The organism is Pseudomonas sp. SZ40, from assembly GCF_052958135.1.
The window spans coordinates 162,328-180,451 of record NZ_JBQWIF010000003.1 but is presented as its reverse complement, the minus strand read 5'-3'; the positions used below and the strand labels follow the sequence as shown (position 1 = coordinate 180,451).

The following is an 18,124-nucleotide window of genomic DNA, read 5'->3' as shown; positions in this document are numbered from 1 at the left end:
GCCGCCTGCAGCCACGTTCGACTGGCCATCTTGGCAGACAGGTGATAGCTGCCCCGTTCTCTGAGGAACAGAGCATCTCGAAAGGCTAAGCCAGTGTCGGTACGTCCGTGCGGTACAAAACCGGTGCCAATCGGATCATCAACTGATGTTTCAGGTAGGCCAGCGCATCGCTGTCAAGGTTCAGGCTTTTCAAATGCTCGAGCAACTCGCTTTGCCCGGGTTGGCCGAAGGCCAAGCGATAGAGAGACAGTACCTTCTGCATATTCGGATAACGCCGTGCCTCCTCGCTGAAGGCCAGGCTTGGGATCAGGCGACGAATCTTCGCGTCGCCCTGCGGATAGTGCCAGTACGGCACCAGGTCGGTGCCCCAGGCCGGGCTCTCGGCAGACTTGAACAGGTGCTCCCAACTGGCCGAAGGCTTTTCGGGCCCAGCCACTGCCTGTACCACACGCCGCCTGACCACCAGCGACTGGTAGCGATTGACCCGCCCTTCGCGTTGTTCCAAGTCGATGGGGTTGCTGGGCAGGTTCCAATGCACCACCTCACTGCAGTACCAGTGAAAGTCCAGTCCCTCCTGGCCGATGGAGGTTGATGCCAGGACGAAGGGGCGAAACGGCGAATTGAAGCTTTCCCGGATGCTAACGATGCGAACTTGGCCAGCATCGTCCGTGGACTTCTGCGCGCCCAGCGGCACCGCGTAATGGCAGCGCAGGTGGGTGTCGTCCTGGTCGCGGTCGAGCCTCCATACCTTCACGCTCGAAGGCGAAGTGCGCAGCACGCTTTCCAGGGTCGACACGACGCCCTCGAGCGAGCGGTTGGGGGCCAGCAGATAGAGGTATTCCTCCAGCATCGCCTGGATACCGCCCTCGGCGCAGTAGCGGACAATGCCGCGCCAGGGGTGCTCGGCGTCCAGCCGCTTGGCGATCGCGCTGCCGGCCACCCCGTTGAACAGGCTGACGAACCCCAGTGCCACCCGGCTGACAGGCCCATGCAGGCAGTCCTGCTCCGGATAGTGCTGCTTGAGGGCGCGGTGCGCACAGACCGCCGGCGACCCCAGCGCCAGCTTGGCAAGGTGTTCCGCCAAGTCGGCCGGCATGGCGCCCAGCTCGTCCAGTTTGCCGATGCGATCGGCAATTTCACCCGCGCGCTGCTGCACGCCCCCGGGCACCAGATTCGACAGGACTTTGAACCAATCGCTCGTCCAGCTCCCATGAACCTCGTCCAGCAACATCGGCGCGAACAGATACCAATAATGGCTGTTGTGCCCTCCCCTAAACCTGCGCTTGAATGGCGCCAGCTGCTGCTTGAAGTGCCCGGTCAGTTCGGCGATTCGCTGCCGCAGGGTGGCTGGTGAACGCTGGACAGGGATGTCAATCAGACAGCGCGCGGGGTAGATCAATGACCAGTTGGCCAGGTCGCCACTGTCGAGTTTGATCACGGCGCGACGCTGCTGCGCATGGGTGTCTTGCGCGTCCTGGCTCAAGCCCGCGCGGCGCCTACTGAAGTACTCGGTCTTGTCACCGATGTGCTGCTGCACCCGCCGCTCCGCCTCGTAGCTGACCAGGCCGCTGACCATCCGCGGCACCATAGCCCAGGAGGAGAACAACAGGGTTTTGCTGAACTGTTCATGGCCGGCGAAAAACCCATCGAGCGGATAGTGCGGCCAGCTGGGCGGCAGCCACAGCAACATTTCCGGGCCGGCTTTGCGCCCCTGTGCAAACAGGTGGTTGGTCAGCCAGCGAACCTGAGGGTTGGGTGCTTCGCGGGCAACGTCGAGAATGAACTTGTGCACCCTCTCACGGGGCAGCCAAAGCTGCTTGCTGGCGTTAATGCGCTTGAGCGTCTGCGGCGAGCGCTGGTAATGGCGTTGCAACAGCTGCTGGATGTTGTAACCGGTGCTGAACGACAACGGCCAGGCCGCCGACTTGAAAAAGCTCATGAGCTGGCTAGCCAGCTGCCGCGCGCTGTCGTTTTCCAGCAGCACGGCGAGTTGGTCGAGTTCGACGTAGGCGCGGATATCGTCAGCCCGCAGTTCTGGCCCTGGCCGCAAGGGTTTGGCATCGATCAGACCATCGACATCCTGCGCTATCTGGCCGCGCTCCGTGCGGCAGATCAGCGGGCGCAACAAGCCTTCAACTGCCCGCCTGGGCGCGTCATCCAGGGTCCTGGCATTGACGCTATCGCTTCCCAGACGCAGCAGCTCGGCCTGCAATGCCTTGCGCGCCGGCTCGTAGTCCTGCAGCGGCGACAGGCTCAGAAACGCCAGAATCTGCTTGAGTTTGCCCAAGTGGCTGTCATCGTTCTCGTCGTCCGCCACCGTGCTCATGGCCTTGAACGGCGTGGCCGAGAGCAGTAGCACCTTGCAGTCGCGCTCGCGGCTAAAGATCTCTCGGGCGATCAGCGAGTGCTCATTGTCCTCGGCCTGGTCCAGCAGGCTTTCAAAGCGCTGGAACTCGTCAAGGATGAATAGGTCGGCACGCAACTGCGTGGCGCAGCATTGTGCGAACAGCACCCGCAGCGTGCGCATCATCTCGCGCCTGATGGCACGGTGGCGTTCGGCACGCAGGCCGGCGACGCTGCGCAGTTGCTCCAGCAGTGTCGGCCCCTGGTCTGGCTGTGCACAGTCGATCTGCGCAAGGAAGCGGGTCACGATCGGCTCGAACAAACCTTGTCGCTCGATCTGGCGCAGCTCCTCCTGCCATCCCCCGGCATCCTTCACCCGGTCCTGAAACAGCACCGTTAAACTTCGCCGCGAGCCTTTCAACTGCGGGTGGCACAGCAGCGCCGCCAGGATGATGCCCCGTTCACGGCGATTGCCAGTGCCCATCGTCAGCGCAAACGACGTGGCGGGGGTGAGCGTGCAGATTTCCAGCACCGCGCCCTCCTGCTCGGGCTGACGAAGGGCGACGTGCGCCAAGCGTTCATAGGAAGGCTGGCGAACCCAGTTGCTGCCGCTGGGGAACACGGCCAGCTTGGTCAGGTTCTCGGCGGCCAGGCTCAGGTTGGAACAGATATAGGTGACGCGCATGGGCTCGCGCTTGCGCCAGTCGCGCAACATCGACACGATCAGACCCTTGGCGACGATTGTCTTGCCGAGCCCCACCTCATCGGCGACCAGCACTCGCCCGCCATGCTGCGGATCATTGAATTGCGCACTGATGCGCTCGACGGTTGCGCGCTGAAAATCCTTGAGCTTGCACCAGGTGCGCTGCAGGGCCAGCTCGATGCTATCGCGGTCCGATACACACCCGGTCATGCTTTGCTCCTCGAAAACGCTTGGTACTGTGCCCACAAACTGTGGAGTTCTGGGGGAATCAGATTCTCGGTTTCGGCCAGTTTCGCCAGGATATCGTCGATGCGTTGCAGCTTTTGCGGTTGGCGAGCCGCACATCGCAGTAGCGCTTCATGCAGGGGGCCGTTGAGCATCTGGCCGATGAGCGTGTCGGCATCGCCGCCGTTGCCTCCCCCATCCCTCGCGCGGGTGTCGACCCGGTGGACATGCGTGGGGCTCAGCAGCATGTGAAGGTAGGCCAACAGCTTGTGCGGGCTGTCGATCAGGGTGGTGGTGATGTGCTGCTCCCGGGTGTCACCGCCTTCGATCTCCAGGCGCAGCTTGATCACCAGTTCACTCGCCACCTCGGCCCCCGCGCCCACCCGCAATATCAGGAAGGCGCTGAGCTGGGCGAGACCCACCCCCTCCCACACCAGGCGCGGGGCCAATACCTGAGGCTGCCCACTGACCAGCGGCTGCGCCTCGATCACCCATTTGTCATCGGGCACCAGTACTTCTGGCTGGCACTCGATGACGCAGGTGTAGGTGCCACTGGCATCGGCCACTGCGCGCATGCACCAGTCGGCCTGGATCAACCGGTACAACAGCCTGCGCAGACATTCTTCGGTTGGCTGCTCGGGCTGCAACGACAATGCACCAAAGCGGTGGGGCAGGAAGATTCCATTGGGCTCCTGCTCGCTGCCCACTAGCTCGGCACGCAGTTGCTGCGCCGACTGCCGGGCATTGCCGCTCGACAGGCGCAACATGAACTCGGTATTGCGCGGCTGCGCACCGCTGCCACCCAGTGCCGCCTTGGTGGCATTGGCCGACCCCACATGCCAGTGGCTGATCGGCCCCTCCTGCAGCAGCACCATCTTCGCGTGCAGATCCTGCGGGCGGGCGTGGCTGAGCTCATCCTCGCCGTCGATCAACCGGGGGTTGAGCGCGAAGCACTCCCAGCCTTGTAGCCTTTCCTGGCCCAGGCGCTCGAGCTCTTGCGCGCGGCTGAACAGCCAACGGCGGGCGCGGCCCTGCTTGAGCTGGTCGAGGGCACCGGGGTGAAGAAACGGAGACATGACCATCACGGTGTCAGCGTTCGGGCACGACAGCAGCGGCGACTGCCCGGGTTTCTCGGGCAAGGTGCTCAAGGCACTGAAGCCATCCGGCCTGTCCCAGATGACCCGCGGCAGTTCCTTGGCCAGCAACGCCAGCTCGCTGCGAAAGTCCTCGGTGCCAGGCATCAATGACTTGAGCAGCGCCACCAACCCTTGGTTGTCGTCACTGCGGGCACCGGCCAGCTCGCCTTCCAGGGCGATCGCAAGGTCCCAGCTGCGGTCGAAGGTCAGGTTGCGCGACATCACCAGCAATCGGTAGCGCACCTTTTTGGCCTGATCGGTGAAGCGCAGCAGCCACAGCTTGGGGTGGAACGCACTGAAGGCTTGCGTCGGCACCTGGGGCACCAACAAGGGTTCGAGCAGCGAGAAAAGCAAGTTGAACTGGCGCGGCGCCTTGATGCAGCCTTGCTGGAAGAACACTTTGACCTTGCCCTTGAGCTGGCTGATCGCCTCGAGCAGCGCCAGCTTGTCGGCCTTCAGGTCGCCTTCAGGCGTGCAATTGAAGGACAGCGCCAATGGAAGGCACAGCAAAGTTTCAAGATCCAGCGAGTAGGTCGTCGCCACCGCGTGGCTCAAGGTAAAACCTTCAGGCGCGGTGAGCTTGTCGCCGTAGTCGATACGGTCGGAATGCGGATTCAGCATGCCAAGCCCTCCTGTACATCCCGCAGCACGTTGCGCACCTGTGCCCAGCGGTAGTCCAGCCGCGACATGCCATGCCATTCGAAGTCTTCGGGCAGGCGCCTGTTGAGGATGCTGCGCTGGTTCTTGTTGGCCCTGGCCTGCTCTTCGATCAACCTGTCCAGCTTGTCCCCCTGAGCATTACCGGCGAGCCCCCGAGCCCAGTTTTCGAGAAATGCCCTGGTATGGCCGGGTAGCGAAACCTGGGTATGCGCCAGCCATCGATCGACCTCCTGCGGCTGGGCATGGGCCTGCGAACGCCAGGCGTCCCAGTATTCGCTGTAGATATCCACCAGAGCCCGGTGCTCGACGCCGTGACGCACCAGCAACATGTTCAAACGCAGATGGGCACCGTAAATCAGCTCACTGAACGCCTGCGCCATGGCGACGGTGTCGCGGGTCTGAGGAGACAGCCGCCCTTGATCGCTAACCCAGGCTGACAGCGCCGGGAACCCGGACTTGCCCTTGACCAGTGCCTGCTCACGCAAACCGGATCGTTCAAGTTGAGTGACGAGGTTGTTTCCAGGCCCGGCCTTGAGTTTTTCGCTCAAGAAGCGCGCCTCAGAATCGTTCAGTTCGATGCTGACATCCTCAAGCCAGGCCGGATCATGGCGATCCAGATGGACGAGCATCGACGGGCTGTGCGCGTCGCTGTCATCCCCCGCCTCTTCCTGCAGGAAGCTCCAGGGCTCTTCTCCCGAGCTAATGGCCTGCGCGAACTGGCGCAGCGACCCTTGGGTATCGATCAGATTCCAGGTGCGCAAGCCAACCCAATAAATGGACGACGGCTGTCGGGAAACCCGTTCACCTTTTTGCAGAGAGAACCCAGAGATGCCGGTCTGGCCAGAATCACGGTGCTTCTGCCTGAGCAACTCCGAAAGATGCGCTTCCTGTTCTTCCAAGTAGTGGGCAAGTGGCTGCTTGCGCTGGCGCTTGCAACTGAGCTCCAAGTAATCGCGGATGATCCGCGGCACGGTGATGAAATACTTGGCCCTGGTCTGCAGGGTGGAAAACCCCGGGAACATCAGGTCGGCGAATGCATCGCGCAAGCCCCCGATGCCCAATTCGTCCAGCGTGCCAGGCTGCGCCAGCTGGCTCAGCGCATGCTTGACCCGCTCACGATCTTCGTTGGAAAAGTCCACCCATCCCAGTTGGCTACGGTTTGACACCCTGTCTCGCTCCTTGTCCTCTTCTCGCAGGTGTTACAGAATATAGCCTTTAGCTATCATCTGCTAAGCTCGTTCGCTTTGACGGACAAAAAAGTCTGCAAATGGTCAAGACCGTCCAATAACCTGCATCGTTTGACGACGAGACATAAACTTTAGACAAAATATAGAAGTCGGAATGGCAAAACCATGACAGACGGAACCCCAAAAAAAATAGACTACCACTACTCACTGATAGCAAATATTATCAACCGAGATAGTCGCGCAAAAATAAAAGACATAAAAGATTATAGAGTGCTCATTAACAAAACATTGCAACCCCTAAACGAAAAATACACGAATCGCTACAAAGCCGAAGAAAATGACGACGCTGAAACGATAGCTCTTCTAAACAACATCACGCGAAGAATCCACTACAGCAGACATAACGAAATTCTGATAAAGACTTTAGTCCTGAGCATTTTCAGCGTCTTCGAATCGATATTCGTTGCCGCAAGCACATTCATTATTGCGATAAACGAACAAACTGAAGACTTTAAAAAAGAAATTAAAACAAATAGATATCGCTTCAAAAAAAACATAACGCGCCACAAGCTATATCTAAAAAAATTCGGCATCGAGCTGAATCAGAAGCATTGGCAGGCACTCGAGATGCTCAGCAACCTAAGAAACATGATTGCACATGCTGACTGCCAAATAACAGACGAATACAAAAGTACAGCTAAAAATCTTGCAAACTCATCCCCATATATACATAGCAACAACTACTGGCTAGATATTGACCCTGACTATATAGATGAAATAATCCCAATAGTGGAGTCGACGCTATTCCTCCTCCAAGATCAGATCATCAAACTACCACCATTGCGTGCCAACATTAAATGAGTGCCTCCTATATTGGCGGGCACTCGGCTACCATCTAGATGCAGGCCTTTGATAGTTTTGGCCGTTACGTGAGTGAAGCGAAAGCTCACTGATTTCTTTGCTTCTGGTTAATCTTAAAAGCGACAAATGGACCAAAAGGGTAAAAAGCCCTACCCAAAAAGGCGGACGTAGTCCGATAAAAGTAAACATTGGGAGCTCAACATGCAAGCAACTTGGTGGGAAAAAACAGTCGAATACGGCTTCATTCTTAGACTCAGCGCAGCCGGCCGGTTAGATTTTGCGGCGCCCATTGCAGGCAGACATGAACGATCGTCTGGTGATGGCATTTTCGGAAAAGATAATAAACTTGTGCTTATAGAGTTCAAGAGAGAAAAATCAGAAATTGCAGCAGAGAAGACGATCTTCACAGACTACTACGCAGCAGCAAACCAATTGAACCATTACAACCATCATTGGATCGTTTATGGTGGCCTAACCGATCAGAAAAAACTAGGCCTCGGAAACCAGAAATACTTTGACCCGCATGCTCGATCCACCGACATTACTGACATTCTTTCCAAAGGCATAACTCACTCTGAGTTCATGGTTTACCTTGAACAGCTGCAATATTATAGGGTTGCAGATGGGCGCGCTGGCGGTGGTCACGTCTCACCCGAAAGCATGCTAACGGTGCTAGGTGTTTCGCCGTCTGGAAAACTTGTTGGCAGCCTCAGCCTTGAACAATATAGCCATGAGCTGAAACCCACTTTTCCAGCTCCACATAATACGCCGAACTCGAGCCCATCACTCCGACCTCGCGGAATGTGATGATGGCGCATTGAATTGCCTCCAGTGTGGTGTTTCAGAAATGCCGCTGAAAATCTGAGCTAGGCTCTGTAGAAGCCAACTCTCCAAGGGCGTCGACATGGGTCGACCAGCAACCGTCATTACCCTTTCCGAAACTGAAAAGTCAGAGCTGCTGCGCCGCATCAAGCTCCGTAAAGGTGCTCAGGACGCTCGACTGCGCGCGGAGATAATCCTCGCCTGCGCCGCAGGCGAGTCAGGCAATGATATCGCTCAGCGCTTGGGTACCAGTAAGGATGTGGTGTCACGGTGGCGGCAGCGTTTCTCTAAGTTAGGGCTGCTGGGGCTGAACGATGAACCGCGCTCTGGCCGGCCACGCACCATTTCCGATGAGCAAGTACAGCAAGTGATACACCAAGTGCTGCAAGGTAAGCCTAACGATTCCAGTCACTGGGGCACGCGACGGATGAGTCGTGAGACGGGCCTATCCCCTGCGAGCGTGATGCGTATTTGGCACGCATTCGGGATCAAGCCGCACTTGGAAAAGACCTTCAAGCTTTCTACTGATCCATTGTTTGTCGACAAGGTGCACGACATCGTTGGGCTCTACTTGAACCCTCCTGAACGAGCCCTGGTGCTTAGCGTTGATGAGAAGAGCCAGATCCAAGCGTTGAATCGCACACAGCCGGGCTTACACATTTCTCCAGGTAACCCTGCAACCCGCACACATGATTACAAATGGCGCGGGACAACCTCTCTGTTTGCTGCCCTGGATGTGGCTACCAGTGAGGTGATCGGCCGACTCAAACGCCAAATCACAGCATTGAGTTCCTCGCCTTTCTGAGAGAGATCGATGTGTCAGTTCCTGCCGATATGCCGATTCGTCTGATCATGGACAATTATGCGACTCACAAGACTGACAAGGTCAGGGCGTGACTTGCGGCGCGACCTCGCTACAACATCCACTTCACGCCCACCTCGGCATCCTGGCTGATTCTGGTTGAGCCATTTTTCTCAACGCTGAGCGAGAAGTGGATCAAGCGGCAGGCACATATCAGCGTTAAGGATCTGGAGGCGTCGATCGAGCACTACCTGGAAACCTACAACCTGAACCCGAAGCCATTTCGGTAGCACAAGAAGGCCGAGGACATCCTTGCCTCAGTCGCTCGCGCGGCGCGAGCGCTGAGCAAATGATTTTCAGCGGTATTTCTGAAACACCACACTAGAAGTCCTCAGTCATCCTTCTGAGTCAGGTCGGTGATTGGCATCTCAAGCCCGTCACGTAGCCCAACCACACCGAGATAGAGGCAGATAGGGACAGTCTTACGGTAAGCCGGGCCTTGCACGTCAAAAGCAAGCCAAGCCGCAGATAACGCCCACATCCAAGGGCCTAGAGCATTAAGCCACGGATTGCGTTTTACCATCTCTTGGACGAGAGCCTTAGCCGCTTCACGACCGATAATCTGAGCAATGATGCTGATAATGATGACTTCAATAATTCCCAAAGCGACCTTAGGGCCGAGAATCTGGAAAATAATTGGAAGGATAGCGACCTTACCATTACTTTTCAGATGCTCCATCACCTTTTCGCGGTCAATATCTTCGACACCCATCTCCTTAAATGCTTTGGCAAGTTCTTCAGGCGACTTACTCAGAAGCTCTTTTTCAACGACCGCCGTGACGAGTTTCTCCAGTCGTGACTCAACTGAGCCGCCCAGTTTAATCTTAACTTTAGATTTGGCGCACACATCAGCAATCAGCTCGTTCGCTGAAACACCGCCATCGCTATTGAAAAGCGATCGTGCAAAATAGGCCAGATCCGATGAGCCAAAATAGCGAATTTGTTTATCCAGCAGCTCGATCAATTCTTCTTTCGCGGCAGTACTACCCTGAACTTGGAGGAGCAATTCTTTGCGTCGCGAATCATTAGTCAGAGACACATAGTTATCCAGAACACGAGAGACGTAATTAAAGTCTTCTGATTTGCACTTTCGCAGTATCGCTTTCATCGACCATTCATCCAATAAGCCAAAGGGCCAGCCAGTCTAAATTATCGGCTGTCAGCAGCTAATCTTTAGTCCGAAGCAATTGCGAACTCAAGGTCACGTTACGAGACTTCCGCTCGGGGTACCGTCGGTGCTAGGCTCTGTATGAAAACCTTTGAAATTCCACCAACGCCCCAGCCCGCCTGAGTTTCCGTAGAGTTCTGGCTTTTCCAGCGCGGAACTCTGCCATGCCCAAACAGCGATACTAAATCTCCGACTGGGAGCTGGTCGCGGACCTCTTCAATACGCCGCGCCGCACAGGACGCCCACGAGCCGATGACCGGTCGATGCTTAACGGCGTGCTCTGGGTGCTTTGCTCCGGCGCGACCTGGCGAGACATGCCTGAGCGTTATGGCCCATGGTCCACTGTTTACCAGCGATTTCGGGATTGGCGAAATCAGGGCACGTTCAACAAGATGCTCAAGCGATGCACGTCAAACTCAATGAGCAAGGGCTGATCGATCTGGATAATTGGTGCATTGACTCGATGGCAGTCAAAGCGACCCGGGCCTCTTCTGGAGCAGGCAAAAAAGGGGGGCGGAAGAATCAGCGGAACACGCGCTTGGTCGAAGTCGGGCAGGGCTAACGACGAAAATTCATATGGTCTGTGACGCCCGAGGTGTGCCTCTGCACTTCACTCTGTCCGGTGGGCAAGCCAGCGACATCTCACATGCTCAACCGCTCCTCGATGGCGTCCAGATTTCTACCGGCTGTGGCAGACCTCGCAAGCGGTGCCGCAAATTGGTAGCTGACAAGGGTTACGATGCTGAGTCGCTCAGGAAGTACTGCGATCGCTATCGCATGCAGCCGGTCATCCCTTACCGAGTCATGAAGCGCAAGCCGAAGCCCGGCCTACCGCGGCTATTCGACAAACCCAAATACCGAGAGCGCAACGTCATCAAGCGTCTATTTGGCTGGCTGAAAGAGCATCGCCGGCTGGCCACGCGTTACTGCACGCTCGCAACAAGTTATACAGCCATGGTCACATTGGCCTGCTGCCGGCGGTATTTACGACATCTCATTTCGTACAGTGCCTAGGCGACCAATCATCCAGGCATCCCCCGTGCAAGCCAAGTCTGACGTACATTGAAAGCCTTCGACGACCACCCTGCTCCGCCTCAGAAATCGCCAATCTCGATCGCCCGCATATCCCACGCTAGTGGGGGCAAAACTGGGGGCACATTTGAATTTTCTGCGCCTGAAAACACCGTGCTAGAGCCAAGTCAAAATGTTTTTTGGGGATCCTGAAAGCCTCGAATAGCGGCAGCATCGATACGGCTCGACCTATGCAGTATAGATAGGTAGCTTGCTATCAATATTCCAAATCGTAATATCATCATTCACAGTGATATCTATCTTCGGAGCGTTCGATTCGTTCCTGGATGTTGCTGAGACCAGACTCCGCCTCCATCACTACCAACACCTTGGCGGATCGTAATCATGGAACAGCCCACTACCCGGCTCTGGCCCTTCCCTCTTGCACTCGCCGCGACGCTGGTTCTCGCTGCCTGCGGCAAGAGCGAGGAAGTGGCACAGCAGATGCCCGCTGCGAAAGTCAGCGTGGCCGAAGTCATCGAACAGCCACTCAACGAGTGGGATGAGTTCACCGGTCGCCTCGAGGCCCCTGAATCCGTGCAAGTCCGCCCCCGCGTTTCGGGCTTCGTCGACAAGGTGAGCTTCAATGAAGGCGCCCTGGTGAAGAAAGGTGACCTGCTGTTCCAGATCGATCCGCGCCCCTTCCAGGCCGAAGTCAAACGCCTCGAAGCGCAACTGCAGCAAGCCCGCGCCAATCAGGCTCGTACGGTCAGTGAGTCACGCCGTGGCGAGCGTCTGCGTGAGGGCAACGCGATCTCCACCGAGCTGGCCGATGCGCGCAAGACCGCAGCCCAGGAAGCTCAGGCTGCAGCGGCCTCCATTCAGGCCGAGCTCGACAACGCCCGCCTCAACCTCAGTTTCACCCGCGTGACCGCGCCTATCGACGGTCGCGTCAGCCGTGCCGAAGTCACTGCCGGCAACCTGGTGACCGCCAGCGAGTCGCTGCTGACCTCGCTGGTTTCCACCGACAAGGTGTATGCCTACTTCGATGCCGATGAGCGCGCCTTTCTCAAGTACACCGATCTGGCCCGCAAGGCCGGCCATGACAGCCGCGACAAGAGCCCGGTGTATCTGGGGCTGTCGAACGAAGACGGCAATCCGCATCTGGGCCAGCTGGACTTCCTCGATAACCAGGTCAATCCGCGCACCGGCACCATCCGTGGCCGCGCAGTATTCGATAACGCAGACGGCCGCTTCACCCCGGGCCTCTATGCGCGTTTGAAACTGGTCGGCAGCGATACCTACGACGCCACCTTGATTCAGGATGTCGCCGTCGGTACCGATCTCGGCAAGAAATTCGTGCTGGTACTTGGCCCCGACAACAAGGTCGTCTACCGCTCCGTGCAGTTGGGGCCGAAGCTCGAAGGTCTGCGTATCGTCCGTGACGGCCTGGCCAAGGGCGAACGTGTCGTGGTCAACGGCCTGCAGCGGGCGATCCCGGGCAGTACCGTGGACCCACAGGCCGTGCCGATGGCAGACGAGAAAACCCTTGCGGCCCTGGAACGCCAGCGTCGAGCGGTGGCTTCGGCCCGCGCCGAACGCAGTGACGAGCCGCTGAAGGTCAGCCTCAAGTAACACCCCGCTTCACCCGCTTCTCTTACCTGAAGTCCTGCTCGCGCTGCTGATGGCGTGGGCAGGCTGGGCTGTGCCCGTCATTCCAAGGACACTCAGATGAACTTTTCCCAGTTCTTCATCCAGCGGCCGATCTTCGCCGCCGTGCTGTCGCTGATCATTCTGATCGGCGGCGCCATCTCGCTGTTCCAGCTGCCGATCAGCGAATACCCGGAAGTGGTGCCCCCCACCGTGGTGGTTACTGCCAACTTCCCGGGCGCCAACCCCAAGGTCATTGGTGAAACCGTGGCCTCGCCGCTGGAGCAGGCCATCGTCGGTGTCGAGGGCATGCTGTACATGTCCTCCCAGGCCAACAATGACGGGCGCATGACGCTGACCATCACCTTTGCCCTGGGGACCAATCTGGATACCGCCCAGGTGCAGGTGCAGAACCGCGTGACGCGCACCATGCCGACCCTGCCCACCGAGGTGCAGCGCCTCGGTGTGACGGTCGACAAGGCCTCGCCGGACATGACCATGGTGGTCCACCTGACGTCGCCGGATAACACCTACGACATGCTCTACCTGTCCAACTACGCCGCGCTGAACATCAAGGACGAGCTGTCGCGCCTGGACGGTGTCGGTGATGTACGGCTGTTCGGGCTGGGTGACTACTCGATGCGCGTCTGGCTCGACCCGGACAAGGTCGCTTCCCGCGGGCTGACTGCCACCGACGTGGTCAACGCCATCCGTGAGCAGAACCGTCAGGTTGCCGCCGGTTCCCTGGGCGCACCGCCCGCCGCGGGTGACAACAGCTTCCAGCTGTCGATCAACGCCCAGGGCCGCCTGGTTACCGAGGAAGAGTTCGAGAACATCGTCATCCGTGCCGGTGAGAATGGCGAGATCACTCGCCTCAAGGACATCGCGCGGATCGAACTGGGCTCCGAGCAGTACGCACTGCGCTCGCTGCTCAACAATCAGCCGGCGGTCGCCATGCCGGTCTTCCAGCGTCCGGGCTCCAACGCCATCGCCATTTCCGATGCGGTACGTGAGCGCATGGCCGAACTGAAAGAGAGCTTCCCTCAGGGCGTTGATTACGAAATCGTCTACGATCCGACCATCTTCGTGCGCGGCTCCATCGAGGCGGTGGTGCACACCCTGCTCGAGGCCATCGTGCTGGTGGTATTGGTGGTGATCCTGTTCCTGCAGACCTGGCGCGCGTCGATCATTCCCCTGGCTGCCGTGCCGGTGTCGTTGATCGGCACCTTCGCGGTAATGCACATGTTCGGCTTCTCGCTCAACGCCCTGTCGCTGTTCGGCCTGGTGCTGGCCATCGGTATCGTGGTGGACGACGCCATCGTGGTGGTGGAGAACGTCGAGCGCAACATCGGCCTCGGCAAGACGCCGGTCGAAGCCACCAAGCAGGCGATGAAGGAAGTCACCGGCCCCATCGTCGCCACGGCGCTGGTGCTGTGTGCGGTGTTCATCCCTACCGCGTTCATTTCCGGGCTTACCGGGCAGTTCTATCAGCAGTTCGCGCTGACCATCGCCATTTCCACGGTGATCTCGGCCTTCAACTCCCTGACCCTGTCGCCGGCCCTGGCTGCCGTGCTGCTCAAAGGCCATGACCAGCCCAAGGATCGCTTCTCGCGCGTTCTCGACCGCCTGTTCGGTCGCTGGCTGTTCAACCCCTTCAACCGGGTATTCGACCGAGCCAGCAATGGTTACGTCAGCACCGTACGCCGGGTACTGCGTGGCAGCGGCATCGCGCTGGTGGTGTACGCCGGCTTGATGGGCCTGACCTACCTGGGCTTCGCCAGCACACCGACTGGCTTCGTGCCGCCGCAGGATAAACAGTACCTGGTCGCCTTTGCCCAGTTGCCGGACGCGGCCAGCCTGGATCGCAGCGAAGCGGTGATCAAGCGCATGTCCGACATCGCCTCCAAACACCCCGGCGTGGCCAATACCGTGGCGTTCCCGGGCCTGTCGATCAACGGCTTCACCAACAGCCCCAACAGCGGCATCGTGTTCGTCACCCTCAAGGGCTTCGACGAGCGCAAGGACCCGTCGCTGAGCGCCAATGCCATCGCCGCCGAACTCAACGGCAAGTTCGCCGATATTCAGGAAGCCTACATCGCCATCTTCCCGCCACCACCGGTGATGGGCCTTGGCACCATTGGCGGCTTCCGCGTACAGGTTCAGGACCGCGCCAACCTGGGCTACGACGAGCTGTACAAACAGACCCAGAACATCATCGCCAAGAGCCAGCAGGTGCCGGAACTGGCTGGGTTGTTCACCAGCTATCAGGTCAACGTGCCACAGGTGGAAGCCAGCATCGACCGCGAGAAGGCCAAGACCCACGGCGTGGACATCGATCAGATCTTCGACACCATGCAGGTCTACCTGGGCTCGCTGTACGCCAACGACTTCAACCGTTTCGGGCGCACCTATCAGGTCAACGTCCAGGCCGATCAGCAGTTCCGTCTGGAGGCCGATCAGATCGGTCAGTTGAAGGTGCGCAACAACCGTGGCGAGATGATCCCGCTGTCGACTTTCGTGAAGGTCAGCGACAGTGCCGGCCCTGATCGGGTCATGCACTACAACGGCTTCATCACCGCGGAAATCAACGGTGCGGCAGCGCCCGGCTACAGCTCCGGCCAGGCCGAAGCGGCGATGGCCAAGCTGTTGAAGGAAGAACTGCCCAACGGCATGAGCTTCGAGTGGACCGAGCTGACCTATCAGCAGATCCTCGCTGGCAACACCGCGCTGTTCGTGTTCCCGCTCTGCGTCTTGCTGGCCTTCCTGGTGCTGGCCGCTCAGTACGAAAGCTGGAGCCTGCCGCTGGCGGTGATCCTGATCGTGCCGATGACGCTGCTGTCGGCCATCACCGGGGTGATTCTGGCGGGCGGTGACAACAACATCTTCACTCAAATCGGATTGATCGTACTGGTGGGATTGGCGTGCAAGAACGCCATCCTCATCGTCGAGTTCGCCAAGGAGCAACAGGAGCATGGCCTCGATCGCGTCGCCGCGGTTCTGGAAGCCTGCCGTCTGCGTTTGCGTCCAATCCTGATGACCAGCTTCGCCTTCATCATGGGCGTGGTGCCGCTGGTGCTGTCGAGCGGCGCGGGTGCGGAAATGCGTCATGCCATGGGTGTTGCGGTGTTCAGCGGCATGCTCGGGGTGACCTTCTTCGGCCTGCTGCTGACGCCGGTGTTCTACGTGCTGATCCGGGCGTTCGTGGAAAAACGCGAAGCCCGCAAGGCAGCCCGTCTGCAGGAGGTGCAGGCATGAAATCGCTGATCGATAAGGTGCCGCGCAGCCTGCTGCTCAGCGCCCTGACGCTTGCCCTGAGTGCCTGTGCGGTCGGCCCGGATTATCGGGCACCGGACAGCGCCGCCGTGACCTCGGCGCAGAGCGCCGGTGGCGGCTATGACACCAGCCGTTTCGAAACCCAATGGTGGCAGCAGTTCGAAGATCCGACCCTGAGCCAACTGGTGCAGCAGTCGCAGCAGGACAACCGCGAACTGCGCGTGGCTTATGCCCGACTGCGCGCCGCCCGGTCCATCCGTGACGATGTCGCCAATGACCGGCTGCCTACCGTGACCAGCCGAGCCAGCAGCGAAATCGGCAAGGCCCAGCAACCTGGGGTGACCGAGGAACGCGTCAATGCCGAGCGCTATGACCTGGGCCTGGACATGGCCTGGGAACTCGATCTGTTCGGCCGAATTCAGCGACAGCTGGAAGCCAGCGAGGCGCAGATCGATGTCGCCCAGGCCGACTATCAGCAACTGCAGGTCAGCCTGATCGCCGAGCTGGTGGATGCCTACGGCACGCTGCGTGGCGCGCAACTGCGTGAACGTATCGCCCGTGACGACCTGGACAACCAGCGCTCGTCGCGGGACATCATCGAGCGACGTCGTGAAGTGGGTATGGGCAGCGAACTGGACGTGCTGCGTTCCGACGCTCGCCTGGCTGCCACCGAGGCCACGGTACCGCGCCTGCAGGCCGAGCAGGTGCGGGCTCGCAACCGCATCGCCACCCTGCTCGGCCAGCGGCCTGATCAGCTCAGCGTCGACCTGGCGCCGCGGCCTCTACCCGCCATATCCAAGGCGCTGCCGATTGGCGACCCTGGCGAGTTGCTGCGTCGCCGCCCGGACATTCGTGCTGCCGAGCGCGAGCTGGCCGCAGCGACCGCCCAGGTTGGCGTGGCCACGGCCGATCTGTTCCCACGGGTCAGCCTGTCCGGCTTCCTGGGTTTCACCGCAGGCCGTGGCTCGCAGTTGGGCTCATCGGCGGCGCGCGCCTGGAGCGTGGCCCCGACGATCAGCTGGGCCGCCTTCGATCTGGGCAGCGTTCGCGCTCGTTTGCGCGGTGCCGAAGCCGATGCCGATGGGGCACTGGCCGGTTACGAGCAGCAGGTGTTGCTCGCCCTGGAAGAGTCCGAGAACGCCTTCAGCGATTACGGCAAACGCCAGGAACGCCTGCTCGCATTGGTGCGTCAGTCGGAGGCCAGCCGTGCCGCGGCAGCCCAGGCCGGTTTGCAGTACCGCGAAGGTACGGCCGACTTCCTGGTGCTGCTCGACGCCGAACGCGAGCGGCTGGCTGCCGAAGACAGCCAGGCTCAGGCCGAGGTCGAGCTGTACCAGGGCATCGTCGCCATCTACAAGGCGCTGGGTGGAGGTTGGCAGCCGGCGTCCTGAAGACTCATTTCCCTCCCGGCCGCGTCGTCGGCCCTTGCAGCCCCACGCAGATGCCCCTCTGCGTGGGGATTTTTTTGGATGCTTTAAAGCGCGTGCACTGTTGTTGTGGGAACGGGCCATGCCCGTGATTTCGCGCGCATGGACTAGGCGTCCCCGCGCGCTCCCACAAATAGTGGTCAGGCATGGCCTTAAGCTGCCCCCCATCCATGCCCGCAAAAAATGATGGTTTTCATCGGAATCCTCGATTGCCGCGCACGCCACCTTCCGGTACAAACGGCAGCTTGTCGCCGTGGCCCGGCCGTCCCGTCTCGTTGGAGAAGTTCATGTCCCGCTCTACCACGCCCGCCCCGCTACTGCTCGTGATCGCTCTGGCCAGCGCCGCCATGCTCGCCGGCGCGCTGATCGCGCAACACGTCTTTGGCTGGGAGCCTTGCACGCTGTGCGTGCAGATCCGTCTGTGGCTGGCCCTGACCACCGTCATCGCCCTGCTGCTCAGCGCCGCCGCAGCGGCCCGGCAGACCTGGCTGGCGGTGCTGCTGTGGCCCCTGCTGCTCGCCGCCAGCGGCATGGCGCTGATCGACAACGCCCACGTCACGCTCATCGAGCTGGGCGTCATGGAGAGCTTCAGCTGCTCGCCCTTCCCCTTCTATTACCAGACCCTGCCTCTGCACGAATACTGGCCGGGCGTGTTCATGAGCGGTGGCATCTGCGGGCAGAACGATTACAAGATTCTCGGCCTGCCCTTCACCGTCTGGACCCTGGCAAGCATCGCCGCGCTGTTCGCGCTGGTGCTGTTCACCCTGTGGCGCAGCATCCGCGGCAAACGCTGAGC

10 protein-coding genes and 2 pseudogenes are annotated in these 18,124 nt (G+C 59.6%); 8 read left to right on the top strand and 4 right to left on the bottom strand.

Annotated features, from left to right (window positions below):
- Window positions 1–85: 85 nt before the first annotated feature.
- From ACT9T4_RS04585 to ACT9T4_RS04575, 3 genes are read right to left on the bottom strand one after another with little or no spacing between them, the layout of a single operon-like run.
- On the bottom strand, window positions 86–3,256 hold the full coding sequence (locus ACT9T4_RS04585; protein ID WP_499115713.1) for a helicase-related protein: 3,171 nt from the start codon (window positions 3,254–3,256) through the stop codon (window positions 86–88).
- Complete coding sequence (locus ACT9T4_RS04580; RefSeq protein WP_499115711.1) at window positions 3,253–5,028, bottom strand: phospholipase D family protein; 1,776 nt, start codon at window positions 5,026–5,028, stop codon at window positions 3,253–3,255. Before ACT9T4_RS04580 ends, ACT9T4_RS04585 begins: the two co-directional genes overlap by 4 nt.
- A complete protein-coding gene (locus ACT9T4_RS04575) occupies window positions 5,022–6,233 on the bottom strand; it encodes a DUF6361 family protein (protein WP_223524457.1) in 1,212 nt (403 codons plus the stop codon). Before ACT9T4_RS04575 ends, ACT9T4_RS04580 begins: the two co-directional genes overlap by 7 nt.
- Window positions 6,234–6,419: 186 nt before the next feature.
- Here ACT9T4_RS04575 and ACT9T4_RS04570 point away from each other — a divergent pair, with 186 nt between their 5' ends.
- The 3 genes and pseudogenes from ACT9T4_RS04570 (at window position 6,420) to ACT9T4_RS04560 (ending at window position 9,092) form a co-directional block, all read left to right on the top strand.
- Entirely contained in the window at window positions 6,420–7,115 is a 696-nt protein-coding gene (locus ACT9T4_RS04570) for a hypothetical protein (protein WP_154905884.1), read from the top strand.
- Window positions 7,116–7,316: 201 nt separating this feature from the next.
- Complete coding sequence (locus tag ACT9T4_RS04565) at window positions 7,317–7,922, top strand: hypothetical protein (RefSeq protein WP_117181913.1); 606 nt, start codon at window positions 7,317–7,319, stop codon at window positions 7,920–7,922.
- Between the two features lie 97 nt (window positions 7,923–8,019).
- Window positions 8,020–9,092, top strand: a pseudogene (locus ACT9T4_RS04560) (IS630 family transposase).
- A gap of 38 nt (window positions 9,093–9,130) precedes the next feature.
- Here ACT9T4_RS04560 and ACT9T4_RS04555 read toward each other — a convergent pair.
- Window positions 9,131–9,907: a hypothetical protein gene (locus ACT9T4_RS04555; protein ID WP_154905883.1), complete on the bottom strand. Its 777-nt coding sequence runs from the start codon at window positions 9,905–9,907 to the stop codon at window positions 9,131–9,133.
- A gap of 245 nt (window positions 9,908–10,152) precedes the next feature.
- On the opposite strand from ACT9T4_RS04555, the pseudogene ACT9T4_RS04550 reads away from it, so the two are divergent.
- The 5 genes and pseudogenes from ACT9T4_RS04550 to ACT9T4_RS04530 all read left to right on the top strand — a co-directional run bounded on the left by ACT9T4_RS04550 (window position 10,153) and on the right by ACT9T4_RS04530 (window position 18,122).
- Window positions 10,153–10,981, top strand: a pseudogene (locus ACT9T4_RS04550) (IS5 family transposase).
- A gap of 402 nt (window positions 10,982–11,383) precedes the next feature.
- On the top strand, window positions 11,384–12,613 hold the full coding sequence (gene mexE, locus ACT9T4_RS04545) for a multidrug efflux RND transporter periplasmic adaptor subunit MexE (protein ID WP_499115709.1): 1,230 nt from the start codon (window positions 11,384–11,386) through the stop codon (window positions 12,611–12,613).
- Window positions 12,614–12,709: 96 nt separating this feature from the next.
- Window positions 12,710–15,883: an efflux RND transporter permease subunit gene (locus ACT9T4_RS04540; RefSeq protein WP_499115707.1), complete on the top strand. Its 3,174-nt coding sequence runs from the start codon at window positions 12,710–12,712 to the stop codon at window positions 15,881–15,883.
- Window positions 15,880–17,292 carry an efflux transporter outer membrane subunit gene (locus tag ACT9T4_RS04535; protein WP_179538162.1) on the top strand — a complete coding sequence of 471 codons (1,413 nt, stop codon included), beginning with the start codon at window positions 15,880–15,882 and terminating at the stop codon, window positions 17,290–17,292. Before ACT9T4_RS04540 ends, ACT9T4_RS04535 begins: the two co-directional genes overlap by 4 nt.
- A gap of 323 nt (window positions 17,293–17,615) precedes the next feature.
- On the top strand, window positions 17,616–18,122 hold the full coding sequence (locus ACT9T4_RS04530; RefSeq protein ID WP_052493753.1) for a disulfide bond formation protein B: 507 nt from the start codon (window positions 17,616–17,618) through the stop codon (window positions 18,120–18,122).
- The last annotated feature ends 2 nt before the right edge of the window (window positions 18,123–18,124 follow it).

Bases quoted from the DNA above. Each gene is read 5' to 3' on its own strand.
- ACT9T4_RS04570 (WP_154905884.1), top strand. From the start codon at position 6,420: ATGACAGACGGAACCCCAAAAAAAATAGACTACCACTACTCACTGATA.
- mexE (WP_499115709.1), top strand. From the start codon at position 11,384: ATGGAACAGCCCACTACCCGGCTCTGGCCCTTCCCTCTTGCACTCGCC.
- ACT9T4_RS04585 (WP_499115713.1), bottom strand. From the start codon at position 3,256: ATGACCGGGTGTGTATCGGACCGCGATAGCATCGAGCTGGCCCTGCAG.
- ACT9T4_RS04535 (WP_179538162.1), top strand. From the start codon at position 15,880: ATGAAATCGCTGATCGATAAGGTGCCGCGCAGCCTGCTGCTCAGCGCC.
- ACT9T4_RS04565 (WP_117181913.1), top strand. From the start codon at position 7,317: ATGCAAGCAACTTGGTGGGAAAAAACAGTCGAATACGGCTTCATTCTT.
- ACT9T4_RS04555 (WP_154905883.1), bottom strand. From the start codon at position 9,907: ATGAAAGCGATACTGCGAAAGTGCAAATCAGAAGACTTTAATTACGTC.
- ACT9T4_RS04530 (WP_052493753.1), top strand. From the start codon at position 17,616: ATGTCCCGCTCTACCACGCCCGCCCCGCTACTGCTCGTGATCGCTCTG.
- ACT9T4_RS04580 (WP_499115711.1), bottom strand. From the start codon at position 5,028: ATGCTGAATCCGCATTCCGACCGTATCGACTACGGCGACAAGCTCACC.
- ACT9T4_RS04540 (WP_499115707.1), top strand. From the start codon at position 12,710: ATGAACTTTTCCCAGTTCTTCATCCAGCGGCCGATCTTCGCCGCCGTG.